This window comes from Pseudomonas oryzihabitans NBRC 102199, assembly GCF_000730625.1.
Classification (GTDB): Bacteria; Pseudomonadota; Gammaproteobacteria; order Pseudomonadales; family Pseudomonadaceae; genus Chryseomonas; species Chryseomonas oryzihabitans.
In genome coordinates this window covers 169,366-186,506 of the sequence record NZ_BBIT01000020.1, presented here as the reverse complement: position 1 = coordinate 186,506, position 17,141 = coordinate 169,366, and the positions used below count along the sequence as shown (strand labels likewise).

The following is a 17,141-nucleotide window of genomic DNA, read 5'->3' as shown; positions in this document are numbered from 1 at the left end:
CAACGCGAAGCTTATCCACGCGGGAGCTTTGAGGCCGTGCGCTGGGGGCACTAGTGGAAAAGGCTGCGCCGTTTTCCACGCTACGGGTGAGCTATCGTTTCTGTCTCTGCTCAAGGAAGAGCTGCCATGTCTCGATTTCGTCGTGCCCGTGTTCCGGGGGCTTCCTATTTTTTCACCGTTGTCCTGACGGATCGGCGTAGCGATCTGCTGACACGCCATATTGATCTGCTCCGCGAGACAGTGCGGGCAACGCAGTTGCGCCATCCCTTTCATATCGATGCCTGGGTCACCCTCCCCGATCATCTGCATTGCATCTGGACCCTGCCGGAGGGCGATGCGAATTTCGCCTTGCGCTGGAAGGTGATCAAGTTCGGTTTCTCGAAACGCCTGCCAGTAGGTGAAGGGCGTACGGCGACGCAAAGAGCCCGGGGTGAACGCGGGATATGGCAGCGGCGGTACTGGGAGCACCTGATAAGAGACGAGCAGGATTACCAGCGTCATGTGGAGTACATCCACTTCAATCCGGTCAAGCATGGCCATGTCGGCGCGGTAGAGGACTGGCCCTATTCGAGTTTTCATCGAGCGGTGCGGATGGGGCTCTATCCGCAAGATTGGGGTGGAGACTTTATGGCGGAGACAGGGCGTTGGGGGGAATAGCCACGCGGGGTCACGATTTGGCGACATCAGTGGAAAAGGCAACCACCGCTTCCACGCTACGGGGTGAACTCCGTTAACAGGAATTCCACGAAGCTCCTCACCGTCACCGAGCGCCATCTCGTCTGGGGATAGAGCGCGGTCAGGGGGCGGGTGAGTTCCTGGCCCTGGAAGAGGCGGACCAGATTGCCGGCGGCGACGTCATCCTGCAGCAGGAAGGCCGGCTGCAGGATGACGCCGAGGCCTTGCAGGGCGGCGAGGCGCAGAGCGGGGCCGTTGCTGAGGTGCAGGCGGCCGGGAGGCAGCGGGCCGAAGGGGGTGCCGGTCTGGGCACGCCATTGGCTCAGGGCGCGAGGGTCCATGCCGAGGCAGTCGTGGGCCTCCAGATCGGCCAGTCGCTCGGGGCTGCCGCGCTGGGCGAGATAGCCGGGCGCGGCGCAGCACCACATCACATAGGGCGCCAGGGGTCGCGCCACCAGGGAGGAATCAGCCAGTTCGCCGATGCGGATGGCGATGTCGATGCCCTCCTCCACCAGGTCCTGGACGCGGTCGCTCAGCACCAGATCGAGGGTGACCTGGGGATGCCGCGCCAGATAGTCGCCCAGCCGTGGCGTGAGGCCGTAGGTACCGAAGGACACCGGCGCCGACACGCGCAGGATGCCGGCGGGTGCCAGGCGCTGGGTTTCGGCCTGGCGGTCGGTGTCGGCGACCAGGGCGAGGATCTCGCGGCAGCGGGCGTAGTAGCCCTCGCCAAAGGCGGTCAGGCGCTGGCGCCGGGTGGTGCGCACCAGCAGTTGCAGGCCCAGGCGCTTTTCCAGGCTGCGCAGGTGATTGCCGGCCATGGTCGGCGAGATGCCCTGCGCCTGGGCCGCAGCGGCCAGGCTGCCGCGCTCCACCACGGCGACGAACACCTGCATGCTGTCGAGCAGATCCATTCCACACTCCTGCTAAGGAATCCTCGCACTGGGAGGGTGTTTATCTCATCTGGGTGGTGGTTGAGGCTAGTGGCGTGGGTGAGGTGGCGAAGTGTTGGGCTTCGCTGCACTCAGCCAAACCCGTGGAAAAGGCTGCGCCGTTTTCCACCCTACGACCCTGAAATGGAGAATCGATCATGGATCTGCAACTGCACGACCGTACCGCCCTGGTGACCGGCGCGAGCATGGGCATAGGCACGGGCATCGCCCGCGTCCTGGCGGCCGAAGGCGTTCGACTGGCGATCACCGCGCGGCGGCGGGACGCCCTGGAGGCCCTGGCCGAGGAGATCGTGGCGGCGGGTCATGCCCGGCCGCTGGTGATCGCAGCGGATATCACCGACGCCGAAGACGTCCAGCGCCTGGCGCGGGAAGCCGAGGACGGGCTGGGCCGGGTGGATATCCTGATCAATAACGCCGGCGGTACACGACCGCTTTCGATAACGGCGGACGATGCGGCCTGGGACGAAGCCTGGAATCTCAACTTCACCGCCACCCGCCGCCTGACCCAGGCGCTGCTGGGCGGGATGCGCGAAAGACGTTGGGGACGCATCGTCAATTTCAGCGGCAGCATGGAGCCGCGGGACGTGAACGGCGCCGGGGCGGCCAAGGCGGCGATCCAGTTCTGGTCCAAGGGGCTGGCGAGTCAACTGGCGGCCGAGGGCATCACGGTCAACACCATCGCCCCGGGGCGGATCAATTCCGAGCAGATCCTGCAGCGGCTGCACCCGACGCCCGAAGCGCGCCAGGCCTTTATCGCCCGGCACATTCCCATCGGCTATTTCGGCGAGCCGGAAGACGTGGGTCAGGTGGTGGCCTTTCTCGCCTCACCGCTGGCGCGCTACCTCACGGGTGATGTGATCGCGGTGGATGGCGGGATGCATGCCCATGCCCACTAGCGCCTGACGCAGACGAACAGCGCATTGCCCGCCTCGCCGGCCCAGGGTTCGATGCGCTGATAGTCGTGCTCCAGCACCTGGACCTCGAAGTATGGCTCCAGCAGGGCCAGCAGTTCGGGGAAGTCCACCGCCACCATGGGGTGTTCGTCCTGCCAGGTCTGCTGCTGGCCGGCGTGACGGCGTTCGATGCGCAGACGGAGTTGCTGGTGCTCGCCCTCGCCCGGGTAGTGCCAGGCGGAGGCGAAGCTGAAGTGGCCGTCGGCCCGCGCGACGCTGTGGCCGACGCTGGATCCATTGTCGATGCGGCGCTTGTCGACGGCGTTGAAGCAGAACAGGCCGCCCGGGGTCAGGGCCGCCTGGACCCGCGCCAGGCACGCCTGGAGCCGTGCGAGGCTGCCGCTGTAGTGCAGGGAGTAGAGAAAGCAGGTGATCAGATCGACCGGCTGCTCCAGCTCGAAGGCGCACATGTCCTGGCAGGAGAACCGGGCCTCGGGGCAGCGCAGCGCGGCCTGAGCCAGCATCGGCGGATTGAGGTCCAGGCCGCTGCTCTGGAAGCCGGCATCGAGAAAATGCCGCACATGGGGACCGGTGCCGCAGGCGAGATCCAGGTGACGGCTGCCGCCGTTGCCGAACAGCCGCTGCAGGCGCAGCACCGCCTGGCTCTGCGCCTGGTAGTCGATGTCGGCGCAGAGCAGGTCGTAGTAGGCCGACAGGTCGGTGTAGAGGGCGGTGGCGGACATCGCAGGGGCTCGAGGCTGGAGACGCGGGCGCGCATCTTAGTCGGTTTTCGCGATGATGGACGCCTTATACTGGCGGTTTTCCCGAGAGTCCCCTGACGTGAGCAACAAGAGATACGCCTGCATCGGCCTGAGCAACCCCAAGTCGCCGTCCAACGTCGGGTCCATCATGAGGGCGGCGGGCTGCTACGGGGTGGCCTCGGTGTTCTATACCGGCACCCGCTACGACCGCGCCAAGGATTTCGTCACCGACACCAAGAAGGTCCACCAGGACATCCCGCTGATCAACATCGACGACCTGCGCCGCATCCTGCCGCTGGGTTGCGTGCCGGTGGCGGTGGAGCTGGTGGACGGCGCCCGACCGTTGCCCGAGTACACCCATCCCGATCGCGCCCTCTACCTGTTCGGCGCCGAGGACGGCTCCCTGAGCCAGGAGCTGCGCGACTGGTGCGAAGACGTGGTGTACATCCCTACCCAGGGCTGCATGAATCTGGCGGCCACGGTCAACGTGGTGCTCTATGACCGCCTGGCGAAGGGCAATAACACCCGCTCCGGTCCGCTTTTTTAACCAAACCCCTGGGTCGGCCGGCGCAAGACCGGATCGAAGGGGTTGATGCGCGCGGCGATCACCCCGGCTTCGCGGCGGAGCAGTTCGATCACCGTGGGCAGGCGCTGGGCGTTGAGGCGTTCGCTCAGGGTGCCCACGCTCAGGGCCGCCACCGCCCGGCCGTTGCGGTCAAGGATGGGCACGGCGAGGCCCGCCATGCCGGCCAGCACCCCGGTGTTGCGCGCGGCGTAGCCCTGCTGGCGGACATTGTCGATCTCGGCGCGCAGCAGCACCTCGTCGTAATGATGGGCGTCGCGCAGCCGCGGCAGGTTGTAGCGGATCACCTCTTCGCGCTCTTCCTCGGGCAGGAAGGCCAGGATCGCCAGGGCGCCCTGGCCACCGCCCAGGGGCACGCGACCGCCGATGTCGCCGGTGAAGGTGCGGATCGGATAGGGCCCCTCGCTGCGATCCAGGCACATGGCATCGAAGCCGCTGCGTGCCAGCAGGAACAGCGAATCGCCGAGGGACGCCGACAGTCGCAGCAGACTCGGCCGCGCCAGGTCGCGCAGGTTGCCGACCTGGCCGGCGCGGGCCGCCAAGGCAAAGAAGTCCAGGCTCAGGCGGTATCTCTTGCTGCGGGCGCACTGCTCGACCATGCCCTCTTCCACCAGGCCGCGCAGCAGCCGGTGGGTGGTGGGTTGCGACAGGCCCACGCGCTCGGCCAGGCGGGTGACCTTTTCCCCTTCGGGATCGCCCTCGCCCAGGGCGCGCACCACGGCGAACACCCGGCTGATGGCACCGACGCCTACCTCACCGCCAACCGCCTTTCTTTCAATGGAATCTTCCATCTACAGCACTCCAAAATATTTCACTGAATGAATAAATCCGAAAAAAGAGTTCATTCAGTGAAAAACCCGCTTGTCCTGCATCCTAGGTCGCCCTTACCTTCAGGTCCATAGGGCGATACTCACAATCACCGGACGCCGCCATTCGAGCGAGCGCCAACGTCCAGATCCAGGCTGTCTTTCGCCCTGCCAAAACCTTGCCCACCGTCCCCGTGGGCGCGACCGGAGGAGCATTGCGGCCATGGCTTTCCTGACTCTCGACAATCTCAGCAAGCGCTACGGCGACAGCTACGCGGTGGCCGGTTCGACCCTGGCCATCGAGCGCGGCGAATTCGTCTCCCTGCTCGGCCCCTCCGGCTGCGGCAAGACCACCACCCTGCAGATGATCGCCGGCTTCGTCGAGGTCAGCAGCGGGCGCATCCTGCTCGACGGCCAGGACATCACCCACGCCAAGCCGGCCAGTCGCGGCCTCGGGGTGGTCTTCCAGAGCTATGCGCTGTTCCCGCACATGACGGTGCGCGACAACGTCGCCTTCGGCCTGCGCATGCGCAAGGTGGCGGGCGCCGAACTCGCCCGCCGCGTCGAGGAAGCCCTGGGCCTGGTGCACCTGGGCCAGCACGCCGAGCGCTATCCGCGCGAACTCTCCGGTGGCCAGCGCCAGCGGGTGGCCCTGGCCAGGGCACTGGTGATAGCCCCGCCGGTGCTGCTGCTGGACGAGCCGCTGTCCAACCTGGACGCCCATCTGCGTGAAGAGATGCAGTTCGAGATCCGCCGCATCCAGCGCGAGGTGGGCATCACCACCCTGATGGTGACCCACGACCAGTCCGAGGCGCTGTCCATCAGCGATCGGGTGGTGGTGATGGAGGCCGGGCGCATCACCCAGGTGGATGCGCCCTATCGGCTCTACGAGCATCCGCGCAACAGATTCATCTCCGATTTCGTCGGCAAGGCCAACCTGCTGCCCGGCAGCCTGGATGCCCAGGGCCGGCCGCAGATCGCCGCCGGTGGTGCCCTGGCGATCTCGCTGCGGCCGGAAAAGATCGAGCTGCGCCCCGCCGGCGAGGGTCGCCTGCAAGGACGGGTGCTGACCCGCTTCTTCCTTGGCAGCCAGTGGCTGTACCGCCTGGAGACGGCGCTGGGCGAGGTGTCGGTGCTGCGCAGCAACGACGGGCTGCCACCGCTGGACGAGGGCCAGCGCGTCGGGCTGCACTGGGACGACGGTCTGCTACGCCGCCTGGAAGCCGCGGAGGCCGCGGCATGAGCACCCTGCTGCGCGGCACCGGCCGCGCCTATCTGCTCAGCGCCCCGGCGCTGGTGCTGTTTGCCGGACTGCTGCTGGCGCCCCTGGCGCTGACCCTGGCGCTGTCCTTCAACGTCTTCGACTACGAAACCGGGATCAAGGAAGGCAGCTACACCCTGGCCCACTATCTGAGCCTGCTGGGTGATCCCTATTTCTACGAGATATTCCTGCGCACCTTCTGGATCAGCGCCCTGGTCACCCTGCTCTGCGTGCTGATCGGAGTGCCGGAGGCCATCGTCCTCAGTCGCATGGGCGCGCCCTGGCGCTCGATCTTCCTGATCCTGGTGCTGACGCCGCTGCTGATCTCGGTGGTGGTGCGCGCCTTCGGCTGGAGCCTGCTGCTGGGCGCCGACGGACTGGTCAACCAGGCCATCGTGGCCCTGGGCGGACGCCCGCTGAAGCTGCTCTACACCCCCTTCGCGGTAGTCGTCGGCCTGGTCCACGTGATGCTGCCCTTCATGATCATCCCGGTGTGGACCTCGCTGCAGAAACTCGATCCTGCCGCCGAACAGGCCGCGCTGTCCCTGGGCGCCAGTCACCTGACGGTGTTGCGCCGCATCGTGCTGCCCCAGGTGATGCCCGGGGTGCTCTCCGGAACCCTGATCGTCTTCGGCCTGGCCGCCAGCTCCTTCGCCATCCCCGGCCTGCTTGGCGGACGCCGCTTGAAGATGGTCGCCACCCTGATCTACGACCAGTACCTGGCCGAACTCAACTGGCCGATGGGCGCCACCCTGGCGGTGGCCCTGCTGCTGCTCAATCTGCTGGTGATGCTGGGCTGGAATCGCCTGGTGGAACGCCGCTATAAACGTGCCCTGGGAGTCTGACCCATGACCCGCAACGGCCCGCTCGGGCTTGCCTTCCATACCCTGGTGATGGTCTTCATGCTGGCGCCGCTGGTGGTGGTCTGCCTGGTGGCCTTCACCCCGGAGAATACCCTCAGCCTGCCCACCGCCGGCTTCTCGCTGCGCTGGTTCGCCGCCGTGTTCGAGCGGGCGGACTTCCTCACCGCCTTCTACAACAGCCTGCAGCTGGCGGCGCTGTCGGCCACCCTGGCGACGCTCATCGCGGTGCCGGCGGGGCTGGCCATCACCCGCTACCGCTTTCCCGGCCAGGGCTTTCTCAACGGCCTGTTCCTCTCGCCGATCATCATCCCGCACCTGGTGCTGGGCGTGGCCATGCTGCGGCTGTTCGCCCTGCTGGGGGTGAACGGCAGCTTCAGCTGGCTGGTGCTGGCCCACGTGGTGGTGATCACCCCCTATGTGCTGCGCCTGGTGATCGCCGCCGCCATCGGCATCGACCGCAGCGCCGAGCAAGCCGCCGAGAGCCTGGGCGCCAGTCGCACCACGCTGTTCTGCCGCATCACCCTGCCGATGATCCTGCCCGGGGTGGCCGGCGGCTGGCTGCTGGCCTTCATCAACAGTTTCGACGAGGTGACCCTGTCGATCTTCGTCACCTCTCCGGCGACCCAGACCCTGCCGGTGCGGATGTACGTCTACGCCACCGAATCCATCGACCCGATGATGGCGGCGGTGTCGGCCCTGGTGATCGCCCTCACCGCGGCCACCATGATCCTGCTCGACCGCATCTATGGCCTGGATCGCGTGCTGGTGGGCAAACAATGAACAGCCGAGACCCCTCCATGGCACTGCTCAAGCGGGTGGCCGAACGCGACCGCCCGACCCTGGCCTTCACCCTCGACGGCCAGCCGGCCGAGGGCCTGCAGGGCGATACCCTGCTCACCGCCATCCTGACCCAGAGCGATCACCTGCGCGGTAGCGACTTCGGCGGCGAACCCCGTGCCGGTTTCTGCCTGATGGGCGCCTGCCAGGATTGCTGGGTGCGCCTGGCCGACGGTCGCCGGGTGCGCGCCTGCGCCACCTTTCTCGAAGCGGGCCAGCAGGTCAGCCGCGATCCGGGGCGGCCGCTGTGAGCGCCGTCGTGGTGGTGGGCGCCGGACCGGCGGGCATTCGCGCGGCCCAGACCCTGGTCGCCCATGGCCTCGAGCCGGTGCTGCTCGACGAAAGCGCCCGCGGCGGCGGCCAGATCTATCGCCAGCAACCGGGCAATTTCCGGCGGCCAAGCAAGGCGCTGTACGGCTTCGAAGCCGGCAAGGCCCAGGCGCTGCACGGCGCGCTGGAAGCCGTGCAGGCACAGCTGGACTATCGACCCGACACCCTGGTGTGGAATGCCGAAGCACGCGCCCTGGATACCCTGAGCCAGGGCCGCTATGTCGATCGCCTGGCCTTCGACCAGGTGATCGTCGCCACCGGCGCCACCGACCGCATCCTGCCGGTACCGGGCTGGACGCTGCCCGGCGTCTACAGCCTGGGGGCCTCCCAGGTGGCGCTCAAGTTCCAGGGCTGCGCCATCGGCAGCCGCCCGGTGCTGGCCGGTACCGGCCCCTTGCTCTATCTGGTCGCCTATCAATACGCCAAGGCCGGGGCCAAGCCGCTGGCGGTGCTGGACAGCGCGCCCTTCCGCGACCAGGCCGCTGCCACCCCGGCCCTGCTCGGCCAGCCGGTCACCTTCGCCAAGGGCCTCTACTACCGCAGCTGGCTGGCGCTGCACGGCGTACCCGTGCACCAGGGTGCCGAGCTCCTGGCGGTCGAAGGCGAGCGTCGAGTAGACGCCGTGCGCTGGCGCGCCGCCGATGGCGAGGCGCACCGGCTGGAATGCGACGCCCTGGGCTTCGGCCAGACGCTGCGCAGCGAGACCCAGCTGGCCGACCTGCTGGGCTGCGACTTCGCCTGGAGCGCTCTCAATCGCGCCTGGTTGCCGGTGCGGGATCCGGGTGGGCGCAGCAGTCAGACCGGGGTCTACCTGGCCGGCGACGGCGCCGGTATCCAGGGCGCCGATGCCGCCGAGCTGGCGGGCGAACTAGCGGCCCTGAGTCTGCTGGACGATCGCGGCGTGCCGGTGGACAGGACGCGCATCCAGACCCTGCAAGGACGCCTGGCGCGCTTCGAGGTGTTTCGTCAGGGCCTGGAGCGGGCCTTTCCCTTCCCCGCGGACTGGGCGGCCAAGGCGCCGGACGAAGTCACAGTCTGTCGCTGCGAACAGGTCAGCGCCGGCGAGATCCGCGCCGCCGTGGCCCAGGGCCATTGGGAAATCAACAGGGTCAAGGCCACCTGCCGGGTCGGCATGGGTCGCTGCCAGGGGCGCATCTGCGGCGCGGCGGCGGCCGAATTGATCGCCTGCGCCAGTGGTCGCCCGCTGGACCAGATCGGCCGGTTGCGCGCCCAGGCGCCGATCAAGCCGCTGCCCTTTGGCGTGGAGCTGGCGCCATGAGTCGGCTGGACGTGGATGTCCTGATCATCGGCGGCGGCATCGTCGGCAGCAGCGCGGCGCTGTTCCTGGCCCAGGGCGGCCAGCGCGTCGCCCTGCTGGAACGCAACTTCTGCGGCGCCCAGGCCAGTGGCGTCAACTACGGCGGGGTACGCCGCCAGGGCCGCCCGCTGGTGCAGTTGCCGCTGTCCAGCCGCGCCCATCAGATCTGGGGTGGTCTGCGGGACCTGCTGGGTACCGATGGCGAATACCTCAGATCCGGCCACCTCAAGCTGGCCCGTAGCGACACCGACTTCGCCTCCCTGCAGGCCTATGCCCAGGCCAGTCAGGGCTTCGGCCTCGATCTGCAACTGCTCGACCGGGGCGAATTGCGCCGGCGCTTTCCCTGGGTCGGCGACATCGCCGTGGGCGCCTCCTTCTGTCCGGAGGACGGCCACGCCAATCCGCGCCTGGTCTCCCCGGCCTTCGCCCAGGCCGCTGCCCGCGCCGGCGCCCGCATCCTCGAACGGACCGCCGTGACCGCGGTCGAGCACGACGGCCAGCGCTTCCAGCTCCGCACCGACAGCGGCCTGACCCTGAGCGCGCCCTGGCTGCTCAATTGCGCGGGTGCCTGGGCGGCAGAGCTGGCCGCCCGCTTCGGCGAGCCGGTGCCCCTCACCGCGGCCCATCCGGCCATGCTGGTGACCGAACCGCTGCCGCCGTTCATGACAGCCAGCACCGGCGTGGAAGGCGGCGGCATCTATGCCCGCCAGGTGGCGCGCGGCAATTGCGTGCTGGGCGGCGGGCGCGGTTTCGCCCTCGACGCCGACCGCGCCCGCCCCGGCCAGCTGGCCATCCTCGACATCCTGAGAAACGCCGCCGAACTCTATCCGGCCCTCAGCGGTGCCCAGGCCATCCGCACCTGGAGCGGCGTCGAGGGCTATCTGCCGGATCACCAGCCGGTGCTCGGCCCCAGTCTCACCACCCCCGGCCTGCTGCACGGCTTCGGCTTTGCCGGCGCGGGCTTCCAGATCGGGCCGGCGGCTGGCGAAGCCCTGGCCGAGTGCATCCTGCAGGGCGCCTCCCGGCACAGCCTGCAGGCCTTTTCCATCGCCCGTTTCCCTCACCAGCCCAGGAGTTCCCAATCATGCGCCTGACCCCTGCCCTGCTCGTGGCCCTCGCCGGCCTGCCCCTGGCCGCCGTGGCCGAACCGACGCTCTACCTCGGCATGAATGGCGGCACCATGGAACGCCTCTATGCCGATAGCGTGCTGCCCGCCTTCGAGAAGGCGCACAACGTCAAGGTGGTGATCGTGCCCGGCACCTCGGCGGACATCCTCGCCAAGGTCCAGGCCAGTCCGCAGAAGCCGCCGATCCACGTGATGTTTCTCGACGACGGCATCATGTACCGCGCCATCGGCATGAATCTGTGCAGCCCGCTCAAGCCCAGCGCGGCCCTGGCGCAGATCCCCGACAAGGCCAAGATCAAGGATCAGGCAGCCGCCGTCAGCCTGGGCGTGACCGGTCTCGCCTACAACAGCCGGCTGTTCAAGGACAAGGGCTGGGCGGCGCCGACTTCCTGGGCGGACCTCGCCGATCCCAAGTACAAGGGCAAGGTGGTGTTCCAGTCGCTGTCCTCGTCCACCTTCGGGCTGCATGGTTTCCTGATGTTCAACCGGCTCAAGGGCGGCACCGAGCAGGACGTCGATCCGGGCTTCAAGGCCTGGTCCACCACCGTCGGCCCCAATGTGCTGGAGTACATCCCCAGCTCGGCCAAGCTCTCGGAAATGGTGCAGACCGACGAGGCGGCGCTGTTCCCGCTGACGCCCACCCAGGTCACCGCGCTCAAGCTCAAGGGCATCCCGGTGGAATACGCCCCGCCCAAGGAAGGCGCCGTGGTGCTCAACGTCGCCGAGTGCGTGACCGCCAACAACGACCAGCCCGAGCTGGCCCAGCAACTGGCGGAATACCTGCTGACCCCCGAGGCCCAGGCCCCGGCGCTGGAACTGGGCGACCAGATCCCGTCCAACCCCAACACCCCCACCACCGACAAGACCCGCGGCCAGGTGGAAGCCATGCAGAACTACCTGAAGACCGCCGTGACCATCGACTGGGACGAAGTGAACAAGGTGCGGCCGCAGTGGAACGCCCGCTGGAATCGGCAGGTGGAGCGCTAGTCGCTCGAACAGCGCAAACGCACCGGTGGGTGTCGACCCTGGACAACTCGGCTTCGGGGCGACCCTTCACCCTTGGCGGCTTCCATCACCAGGAGAGCCGCCATGGCCAACCCGCCCATCACCGTTCTGCGCGACACCCAACCCCTGCCCGTGGTCGATGCCTGCAAATGGGAGCGCATCGAGGGCGAGCCCCATACCGTCAACCTCAATGCCTACACCTCCGATGACGGCAGCAAGATCATGGGCACCTGGATCTGCACCCCCGGCAAGTGGCGCGTCGACTACGTGAAGTGGGAGTACTGCCACTTCCAGGAGGGCTACTGCATCATCACCCCCGATGGCCAGGAGCCCATCCACCTGAAAGCCGGCGACATCTTCGTCGTCGAACCCGGCATGAAGGGCACCTGGGAAGTGGTCGAGACGGTGCGCAAGTATTTCGTTTTCGCCTGATCTGAAGGCACCGCCTGCCGGCTCTTGCCGGTGGGCTGCTCAGGGCGTGGCATCGCTCGCATAGCAGGCCCAGGCCGGGCGGGTGGCCAGGCGTTCGAGATAGGCTTCGATGGCCGGCGCGGCGATGCGCTCCATCGGGGTGCTGCGCCAGCGGTGCAGCGACAGGCCCAGGGCGATGTCGGCCAGGCTGAAGGACTCGCCGGCCACATAGGGGCCGTGCTGCGCCAGGTGCGCCTCCAGAATGGCGATGCGCCCGTTCCAGGCGGCGATGCCTTGCGCCAGGCGTTGCGGATCGGGTTCCGGTGGCTGCTGCTTCACCAGCGCCAGATAGGCATAGCTCCAGGCCGGATTGAGTTCGCAGGCCTGCCAGTCGAGCCACTGATCGACCCGCGCCCGGGCGCGCGGTGCGGTGGGATACAGCGTCTCGCCGCCATGGGCGTTGGCCAGGTAGCGCAGGATGCTGTTGGACTCCCAGAGCACGAAGTCGCCGTCCAGCAGGACCGGGATCTGGCCGTTGGGATTCCACTGCAGGTACTCGGCGGATTGCGCCGAGCGAAAGCCGGCGCCCCAGTCCTCGCGCTCATAGCCCAGGCCCAGTTCATCGAGGCACCAGAGCGCCTTGCGTACGTTGATCGAAGAGACGCGACCAAGAATCTTCAGCATGCCGAGGCGACCTCCCGGGATGGATGGCTGAGATAGGGCTCGATATTGCCGAGCGCGCGCTGCACATAGTCCTCCTTCTCGCCCACCGGTGCCACGTAATGCAGCACCTCGGCCGCCGCGTCGCGGCCCAGCAGCCTGGCGATGGCCCAGGCCGCCAGGTAGCTGGAAGCCAGGCAGCCGCCGGCGGTGGCCAGGTTGCCGCGGGCGAAGAAGGGCTGATTCAGCACCTCGATGCCGGCTTCCTGCACCCAGGGCTTGGTGGTGAGATCGGTGCAGCCGGGTACGCCGTCGAGCAGGCCGAGGCGCGCCAGCAGCAGCGTCCCGGAGCACTGGGCACCGATCAGCTGGCGCCCGGGATCGAGCACCGCCAGCTGTTCCAGCAGCGCGGCGTCTCGCGCCAGTTCCCGGGTACGGCTGCCACTGCCCACCAGCACGGCGGTGCAGTCCGTCAGTTCGTCGAAGCCGGCCTGGCGCTCCAGGCGGACGCCGTTCATGGACGTCGCGAGGGGGGTCGGCGCCATCAGCGAGACCCGCCAGTCCGGCCGCTTGATGCGATTGAGCAGGCCCAGGGCGATGAGGGAGTCCAGTTCGTTGAAGCCGTCGAAGGTGAGGATGGCGAGGTGCATGGGAGCTACCAAGGGCTTGCTGTCGATCCAAGGATTCTTGGCCGCGACCCTGCCGGTCGACCAGATACAGTGCCGCACCGGGCTGGCCATACAGTCATGCCAATCATCGGCAAACCGCTCTAAGCCGGGCAACGACGACGCTGGAGCACTGGAAGCCATGGCACTTAGCCATTACAGTGACACACCCTGGCCGAGCCACCGGCCGATTTGTCATCGCCCATCGGCCTTACCCCCTTTCGAGATGTCGATGGACAACGAGATTCGTTATGAACAGCACGTCCGGCGGGTGCTGCGCACGCCCCTGCTGGTGCTGCAGCCGCTGATGCTGGCGATGTGGCCGCTGACCCTGTGGTGCAATCCGCTGATCGGCAGTCCCTACAAGGCACGCTATCTCGCGCTGATGCTGCTGTTGCTGGCGATCAGCGCCCTGCTCAGCGTGGCGCGCAGCGCACGCATGATGAGTCTGACCTTTACCGGCAACATCTGGGCATTCGCCCTCGCCTTCCGCATCCAGATCCAGGATGGCGGCGCCGTGGGTCACTACTGGAACCTGCCCGTCGCCCTCATCATCATCCTGGGCACCTGCGGCCTGACCTACCGCCTCTCCCACTACCTCATCACCCTGGCCGGCGCCGGCTTCATCCTCTTCATCGGTCAGGACCGGTTGATACCCAGCGCGATGCCGGAGCAGTTGGTCGGGCTGCTGGTCAGTGTCGCCCTGGCCATCGGCATCGCCTACAACCACGCCAACAGCCAGTGGATGCTACGGACCTTCAGGCTCAAGGAGCGCTATCGGATTCTCGCGGAAACCGATGAACTCACCCGGATCGCCAACCGCCGCAAGCTCCTGCAACAGCTGGACGCGGCGCGGGGCGAGAGCGGATGGGAAGCCAGGCATTTCGTCATGCTCGACATCGACAACTTCAAGGAGATCAACGACCGGCACGGCCATCAGGTGGGCGATGAGGTGCTGGTCGCCACGGCGCGGGAACTCGATCGACTCGATCCGCGGCTGGAGGGCGGCCGCCTGGGCGGCGAGGAATTCGGCCTGCTGATCCGCGGCCTCGACGAGGCAAGGATCAGCCACCTGCTGGAAACCCTGCGCGCGCGCCTGGCCGAGGCCGCCCCCCTGGGCATCCGCTTCAGCGCCGGGGCGCTTCGCCTTGCGCCGGAGCTGTCGCTCAACGAGCTGCTGCGCCAGGTGGACGAAGGTCTCTACCAGGCCAAGCGCCAGGGCAAGGACCAGGTGGTCTGGATCCGCTGAGGACCGCTACTCCAGCTTTTCCACCTTAACCGCGGTGGTGCCGTCGTCGACCATGTCCACCCGCCGGGCAGCGGCGCGGGAGAGATCGATGATGCGGCCGCGGATATAGGGCCCGCGGTCGTTGATCCGCACCACCACGGCGCGATCGTTTTCCAGGTTGGTCACCTTGACCCGGGTGCCGAGCGGCAGGGTCTTGTGGGCGGCGACCAGTTCGTTGTTGTTGAAGGTTTCGCCACTGGCGGTTTCCTTGCCATGAAACTTGCGCGAGTAGAAGGAGGCCTTGCCGCGCTGTTCGAAGCCGGCTTCCTTCTTGACCGGTGCCGCGACGGTCTTGGCGTCCTTTTCCTGGCAGGCGGTGCAGGCAAGTATCAGAAGCAACACGAGGGATCTGGGACGGATGAACACGTTTCACCTTCCTCTTTTTCTTGGTTTTCGGGAAAGCAACGCTCGGAGAGTGGATTCAGCTAGCTCTGAACCCGGGCGCCCCCGGGAGGTTCGCCAGGGATGGCCAGCGGCCAGCCTATCTGTGACGAGCCCCTCAAGACCGCCCTAGGGCGCCGGCAGCACGTACCTGAGGATGGCGATGAAATGCAGGGCGCTGCCGGCCATGACGAAGCCGTGCCAGATGCCATGCCAGTGGCGGAAGCGATCGTCGAAGACGAAGAAGAGGATGCCGACGGTGTAGAGCACCCCACCGCCCGCCAGCCAGCCAGGCGAAGCCCTCGCCGCCCAGGCGATCCAGCAGTGGTCCCACCGCCACCAGCACGATCCAGCCCATGGTGGCGTAGATCACCAGCGACAGGATGCGCGCCTCCGAACGCGGCTTGAGCTCCTGCGCCATGCCGATCAGCGCCAGCCCCCAGACGATACCGAACAGCGTCCAGCCCCAGGGACCGCGCAGGGTCACCAGGCAGAACGGCGTGTAGCTGCCGGCGATGAGCAGATAGATCGACAGGTGATCGAGCTTTTGCAACAGGCGTTTCGCCCGCCCCTTCACGCTGTGGTAGAGGGTGGACACGCTGTAGAGGATCACCAGCGCGACCCCATAGATGGCCACGCTGACGATGCGCCAGGGATCGCCCTGCAGGCTGGCCAGTACCACCAAGGCAATGGCGCCGGCCAGGGCCAGCAGGGCACCGACCAGATGGGTCCAGGCATTGAGACGTTCGCCGTAGTACATGCGTCCTCCGGTGTAGGTCGCAAACGGGCTCAGGGTCTCGCCGAGCCCTCGCGACGGGCAGTGAGGCGCTCGTAGCGGTCGAGCAGCGGCTGGATGGAAATCCCGTGGACCGCGATGCTCAAGGCCACCACCGACAGGGTCAGGTCGACGATGGTCCCGGCCCAGTCGGCCGTGACCTGATGCGTGAGCGCGTAGCACAGATAATACAGGCTACCGATGCCACGGATGCCGAACCAGCCGATCAGCGCACCCTGGTGGCGATCGATGCGGGTGAAGGGCAGCATGCTGGCCACGCCCAGCGGGCGGATCACCACAAACAGCAAGGCGCCCAGCAGCAGCGCGCGGCTGTCCCAGTGGGTGATGAGCACCACGCCGAGCAGGGTCACCAGCAGCACCTCGAAGGAGCGCTCCACCAGGCTGCCGAAGGCGAGCATGTCGCCCATCATCACCCCGGCGGCCATGCGCGGCTCCTCGATGTCCTCGGCGTTGGCCACCGTGGCACGCTCCGGCGCTCCGGTGAGATGCCCGATCACCGGTTGCGCCAGTTGCTCGGAAGGCGTTTCCGCATTACCGGAGGTCTGTACCTCGGCCTGGCGCAGGCCCAGGCCGGCGGCGAACACCGCGAGAAAGCCGAAGGCGCCGATCTCGTCGGCCAGCACATAGGACAGGGCGATCAGCGCCAGGGCGAGGAAATCATTGGGCGAGATGGTGCTGTCGCCATGCCGCGTGCGCAGGAAGATCATCAGCCGCCCGACCCCCTTGCCCATGGCATAGCCCAGCAGCAGGCCCGCCGGTACGCCCCAGACCACATTCTTGAGAAACCACTCCAGGGTCCAGCCCCACTGGAGTTCGCCATGCTGCAGGAGCAGCAGACCGAGCAGCACGAAGGGAAAGGCGGTGCCGTCGTTGAGTCCCGCCTCGCCGGAGAGACCGAAGCGCACCCGGTCGAAATCCTGAGCGTGGTTGACCTGCACCAGCCCGGCCAGCACCGGGTCGGTGGGCGCGAGGATGGCGCCGATCAGCAGGGCCACGCCCCAGGGCAGACCGAGCAGGTAGTGGGCGACCAGGCAGACCCCGGCGATGCTGAAGATCATCACCGGCCCGGCCAGCAGATAGGCGCCGTGCCAGGAAGAGCGATGAAAGGACAGGCGCAGCTTGAGGCCGCTGACGAACAGCGAAAAGAGCACCGCCACCTCGGTGAGGTGGCCGATCCAGGTCGCCGATTGCTGGAAGTCGACCTCGGCCAGGCTCAGGCCGATGGGGCTGATGAGCATGCCGAAGGCCAGGCAGACCACCGAGGTGGTGACCGGTAGCCAGCGCAGATAGGCGGAGGTCAGGGCGAGGATCATCAACAGCGATCCCAATACCCCGACCCAGACGAGAAAAGTCATGTGGGTAGCGTGATCCAGAACAGAGAAGGAAGAGCGGGTAGCAGACGTCACCCTTCTGATGGAGACTGCGCCGGCGTAGCCACGTGCCCCCTATCTGCCGAATGGCGCGCCTCCGGGTGACCCCGTGGCCCTGGCCGGGGTCCCATGCCCTATAGTCCCAAGGAAAGCCCCTAC

General features: G+C 67.3%; 19 protein-coding genes and 1 pseudogene. 12 read left to right on the top strand and 8 right to left on the bottom strand.

The window, feature by feature from the left end:
- Nucleotides 1–126 precede the first annotated feature (126 nt).
- Nucleotides 127–657, top strand: coding sequence for an REP-associated tyrosine transposase (locus POR01S_RS20565; protein ID WP_042138054.1), 531 nt, complete (start codon nucleotides 127–129; stop codon nucleotides 655–657).
- A gap of 56 nt (nucleotides 658–713) precedes the next feature.
- On the opposite strand, the gene POR01S_RS20560 is transcribed toward POR01S_RS20565, so the two are convergent.
- Entirely contained in the window at nucleotides 714–1,589 is an 876-nt protein-coding gene (locus POR01S_RS20560) for a LysR family transcriptional regulator (RefSeq protein ID WP_042138052.1), read from the bottom strand.
- Between the two features lie 176 nt (nucleotides 1,590–1,765).
- Here POR01S_RS20560 and POR01S_RS20555 point away from each other — a divergent pair, with 176 nt between their 5' ends.
- Nucleotides 1,766–2,524 carry an SDR family NAD(P)-dependent oxidoreductase gene (locus tag POR01S_RS20555; RefSeq protein WP_042138050.1) on the top strand — a complete coding sequence of 253 codons (759 nt, stop codon included), beginning with the start codon at nucleotides 1,766–1,768 and terminating at the stop codon, nucleotides 2,522–2,524.
- Here POR01S_RS20555 and POR01S_RS20550 read toward each other — a convergent pair.
- On the bottom strand, nucleotides 2,521–3,264 hold the full coding sequence (locus POR01S_RS20550; protein WP_042138048.1) for a class I SAM-dependent DNA methyltransferase: 744 nt from the start codon (nucleotides 3,262–3,264) through the stop codon (nucleotides 2,521–2,523). The genes POR01S_RS20555 and POR01S_RS20550 overlap by 4 nt on opposite strands.
- A gap of 97 nt (nucleotides 3,265–3,361) precedes the next feature.
- Here POR01S_RS20550 and POR01S_RS20545 point away from each other — a divergent pair, with 97 nt between their 5' ends.
- Nucleotides 3,362–3,829: an RNA methyltransferase gene (locus tag POR01S_RS20545; RefSeq protein ID WP_007160503.1), complete on the top strand. Its 468-nt coding sequence runs from the start codon at nucleotides 3,362–3,364 to the stop codon at nucleotides 3,827–3,829.
- On the opposite strand, the gene POR01S_RS20540 is transcribed toward POR01S_RS20545, so the two are convergent.
- Nucleotides 3,826–4,656 (bottom strand): IclR family transcriptional regulator, encoded by an 831-nt coding sequence (locus POR01S_RS20540; RefSeq protein ID WP_042138046.1) that lies wholly within the window; start codon nucleotides 4,654–4,656, stop codon nucleotides 3,826–3,828. The genes POR01S_RS20545 and POR01S_RS20540 overlap by 4 nt on opposite strands.
- 238 nt (nucleotides 4,657–4,894) lie before the next feature.
- Here POR01S_RS20540 and POR01S_RS20535 point away from each other — a divergent pair, with 238 nt between their 5' ends.
- From POR01S_RS20535 to POR01S_RS20500, 8 genes are all read left to right on the top strand, one after another.
- A complete protein-coding gene (locus POR01S_RS20535) occupies nucleotides 4,895–5,914 on the top strand; it encodes an ABC transporter ATP-binding protein (protein WP_027601612.1) in 1,020 nt (339 codons plus the stop codon).
- Nucleotides 5,911–6,777 (top strand): ABC transporter permease, encoded by an 867-nt coding sequence (locus tag POR01S_RS20530; RefSeq protein ID WP_027598974.1) that lies wholly within the window; start codon nucleotides 5,911–5,913, stop codon nucleotides 6,775–6,777. Before POR01S_RS20535 ends, POR01S_RS20530 begins: the two co-directional genes overlap by 4 nt.
- A 3-nt stretch (nucleotides 6,778–6,780) precedes the next feature.
- On the top strand, nucleotides 6,781–7,575 hold the full coding sequence (locus tag POR01S_RS20525; RefSeq protein WP_027598975.1) for an ABC transporter permease: 795 nt from the start codon (nucleotides 6,781–6,783) through the stop codon (nucleotides 7,573–7,575).
- A 17-nt stretch (nucleotides 7,576–7,592) separates the two neighbouring features.
- Entirely contained in the window at nucleotides 7,593–7,883 is a 291-nt protein-coding gene (locus POR01S_RS20520) for a (2Fe-2S)-binding protein (protein WP_007160508.1), read from the top strand.
- Entirely contained in the window at nucleotides 7,880–9,241 is a 1,362-nt protein-coding gene (locus POR01S_RS20515) for an FAD/NAD(P)-dependent oxidoreductase (protein ID WP_042138044.1), read from the top strand. The genes POR01S_RS20520 and POR01S_RS20515 overlap by 4 nt, the downstream gene beginning before the upstream one ends.
- The gene (locus POR01S_RS20510) at nucleotides 9,238–10,374 is read left to right on the top strand and encodes an NAD(P)/FAD-dependent oxidoreductase (RefSeq protein ID WP_042138042.1); all 1,137 of its coding nucleotides are present in this window, start codon (nucleotides 9,238–9,240) and stop codon (nucleotides 10,372–10,374) included. The genes POR01S_RS20515 and POR01S_RS20510 overlap by 4 nt, the downstream gene beginning before the upstream one ends.
- Entirely contained in the window at nucleotides 10,365–11,393 is a 1,029-nt protein-coding gene (locus POR01S_RS20505) for an ABC transporter substrate-binding protein (protein ID WP_027598979.1), read from the top strand. The genes POR01S_RS20510 and POR01S_RS20505 overlap by 10 nt, the downstream gene beginning before the upstream one ends.
- 102 nt (nucleotides 11,394–11,495) lie before the next feature.
- Nucleotides 11,496–11,843 carry a cupin domain-containing protein gene (locus POR01S_RS20500; protein ID WP_007160512.1) on the top strand — a complete coding sequence of 116 codons (348 nt, stop codon included), beginning with the start codon at nucleotides 11,496–11,498 and terminating at the stop codon, nucleotides 11,841–11,843.
- A gap of 39 nt (nucleotides 11,844–11,882) precedes the next feature.
- Here the strand turns inward: POR01S_RS20500 and POR01S_RS20495 are convergent, their stop codons facing one another.
- Together POR01S_RS20495 and POR01S_RS20490 are read right to left on the bottom strand one after the other, a co-directional pair.
- On the bottom strand, nucleotides 11,883–12,506 hold the full coding sequence (locus tag POR01S_RS20495; protein ID WP_042138040.1) for a glutathione S-transferase family protein: 624 nt from the start codon (nucleotides 12,504–12,506) through the stop codon (nucleotides 11,883–11,885).
- Nucleotides 12,500–13,132, bottom strand: coding sequence for a DJ-1/PfpI family protein (locus POR01S_RS20490; RefSeq protein ID WP_042138037.1), 633 nt, complete (start codon nucleotides 13,130–13,132; stop codon nucleotides 12,500–12,502). Before POR01S_RS20490 ends, POR01S_RS20495 begins: the two co-directional genes overlap by 7 nt.
- 247 nt (nucleotides 13,133–13,379) lie before the next feature.
- On the opposite strand from POR01S_RS20490, the gene POR01S_RS20485 reads away from it, so the two are divergent.
- The gene (locus tag POR01S_RS20485) at nucleotides 13,380–14,396 is read left to right on the top strand and encodes a GGDEF domain-containing protein (RefSeq protein WP_222932135.1); all 1,017 of its coding nucleotides are present in this window, start codon (nucleotides 13,380–13,382) and stop codon (nucleotides 14,394–14,396) included.
- Between the two features lie 6 nt (nucleotides 14,397–14,402).
- Here POR01S_RS20485 and POR01S_RS20480 read toward each other — a convergent pair whose 3' ends face one another.
- The 3 genes and pseudogenes from POR01S_RS20480 to POR01S_RS20470 all read right to left on the bottom strand — a co-directional run bounded on the left by POR01S_RS20480 (nucleotide 14,403) and on the right by POR01S_RS20470 (nucleotide 16,967).
- The gene (locus tag POR01S_RS20480) at nucleotides 14,403–14,801 is read right to left on the bottom strand and encodes a septal ring lytic transglycosylase RlpA family protein (protein ID WP_007160522.1); all 399 of its coding nucleotides are present in this window, start codon (nucleotides 14,799–14,801) and stop codon (nucleotides 14,403–14,405) included.
- A gap of 144 nt (nucleotides 14,802–14,945) precedes the next feature.
- A pseudogene (gene trhA / locus POR01S_RS20475) lies at nucleotides 14,946–15,576 on the bottom strand (PAQR family membrane homeostasis protein TrhA).
- A gap of 29 nt (nucleotides 15,577–15,605) precedes the next feature.
- Entirely contained in the window at nucleotides 15,606–16,967 is a 1,362-nt protein-coding gene (locus POR01S_RS20470) for a cation:proton antiporter (protein WP_169853387.1), read from the bottom strand.
- Nucleotides 16,968–17,141: the final 174 nt, after the last annotated feature.